Origin of the sequence: Heliobacterium mobile (assembly GCF_009720735.1) — a bacterium.
Taxonomy (GTDB): domain Bacteria; phylum Bacillota; class Desulfitobacteriia; order Heliobacteriales; family Heliobacteriaceae; genus Heliobacterium; species Heliobacterium mobile.
Genome location: NZ_WNKU01000080.1, coordinates 1 through 1,675 on the forward strand (window position 1 = coordinate 1; position 1,675 = coordinate 1,675).

Below are 1,675 nucleotides of genomic sequence, written 5' to 3' on the forward strand. Positions count from 1 at the left end.
CTAGTAATCGCGGGTCAGCATACCGCGGTGAATACGTTCCCGGGCCTTGTACACACCGCCCGTCACACCACGAAAGTCGGCAACACCCGAAGTCGGTGAGGTAACCTTTATGGAGCCAGCCGCCGAAGGTGGGGTCGATGATTGGGGTGAAGTCGTAACAAGGTAGCCGTATCGGAAGGTGCGGCTGGATCACCTCCTTTCTATGGAGACTCGTCACGGTAGAGGGTGAACCTTGCTAGTTTTCTAGTGAAGGTATGAAACCTCTATGCAGTGAGATGTCGAGGTCGAACCGGATGGAGACCTCCCAATAGACTGCAAGCGAGGTAATCTCGCAAGCGACTAGATGGGACAGATCCGAACGGAAAGGTTAGCACGCAGCGCTACACAACTGTTTGATTTTGAGGGACTGGAGAAACTTACCGGTTGAAAAGCTCAACTGAGTGTAGTAAACTTCTAAATCCGGTGATGAACCGGACGGACCTCAACAACTACAAACTGATCTGGTGACAATGGCGGAGGGGTCACACCCGTTCCCATCCCGAACACGGCAGTTAAGCCCTCCTGCGCCGATGGTACTTGGGACGTTGGTCCCTGGGAGAGTAGGTCGCTGCCAGATCGACCGGGTAACCGGCTAGACCGGATACGTAACGTATCCGGTGCATATGGGGCTATAGCTCAGCTGGGAGAGCGCTTGAATGGCATTCAAGAGGTCAGCGGTTCGATCCCGCTTAGCTCCACCAAATACATCAAACCACTTGTCGCCTAACAGCGACAGGTTTGTTCCTTGAAAACTGCACAGAGGTAAAAGTAAAGCGCAAGCAATGATAATGCGACCTTGATGTTTTGGGTTCCTTGGTATTTCATTACCGAGGGAACAAAACGGAACGGAGCAATCTATCATTACAAATAAGGTCAAGTTAGTAAGGGCATACGGTGGATGCCTAGGCGCTGAGAGGCGAAGAAGGGCGCGGATAACTGCGAAAAGCCACGGTGAGCCGTAAGCAGGCATAGACCCGTGGATACCCGAATGGGGCAACCCGTCCGGAGTCATATCCGGACATCGCTGACTGAATCCATAGGTCAGTGAAGCCAACCCGGGGAACTGAAACATCTAAGTACCCGGAGGAAAAGAAATCAAGCGAGATTCCCCCAGTAGCGGCGAGCGAACGGGGAATAGCCTAAACCGTCTCTACGGAGACGGGGTTGCGGGACCTTCATCCCGAATGAATCATCCTAGTCGAAGCGGTCTGGAAAGGCCCGGCACAGCAGGTAAAACCCCTGTAGGCGAAAGGACGAGCCATTCCGAAGGGATCCCAAGTACCGCGGGGCACGTGAAATCCCGTGGGAATCCGGGGGGACCACCCTCCAAGGCTAAATACTCCTCAGCGACCGATAGTGAACCAGTACCGTGAGGGAAAGGTGAAAAGCACCCCGTAAGGGGAGTGAAAGAGAACCTGAACCCGTATGCTTACAAGCAGTCGGAGCGCGAAAGCGTGACGGCGTGCCTTTTGTAGAATGAACCGGCGAGTTGCGGTCACGAGCAAGGTTAAGGCTCGAAGCCGAAGCCGAAGCGAAAGCGAGTCTGAATAGGGCGCGTAAGTTCGTGGCTGCAGACCCGAAACCGGGTGATCTACCCATGTCCAGGGTGAAGCGGAGGTAAAACTTCGTGGAGGCC

1 tRNA gene and 3 rRNA genes are annotated in these 1,675 nt (G+C 54.2%); all 4 read left to right on the plus strand.

The features are described from left to right. Window positions 1-200 (plus strand): 16S ribosomal RNA (locus GJ688_RS19620); the annotation flags it as partial. A gap of 299 nt (window positions 201-499) precedes the next feature. Then, window positions 500-616, plus strand: a 5S ribosomal RNA gene (gene rrf / locus GJ688_RS19625). Window positions 617-664: 48 nt separating this feature from the next. After that, window positions 665-740, plus strand: a tRNA-Ala gene (locus tag GJ688_RS19630). 170 nt (window positions 741-910) lie between these two features. Then, a 23S ribosomal RNA gene (locus tag GJ688_RS19635) occupies window positions 911-1,675 on the plus strand; the annotation flags it as partial.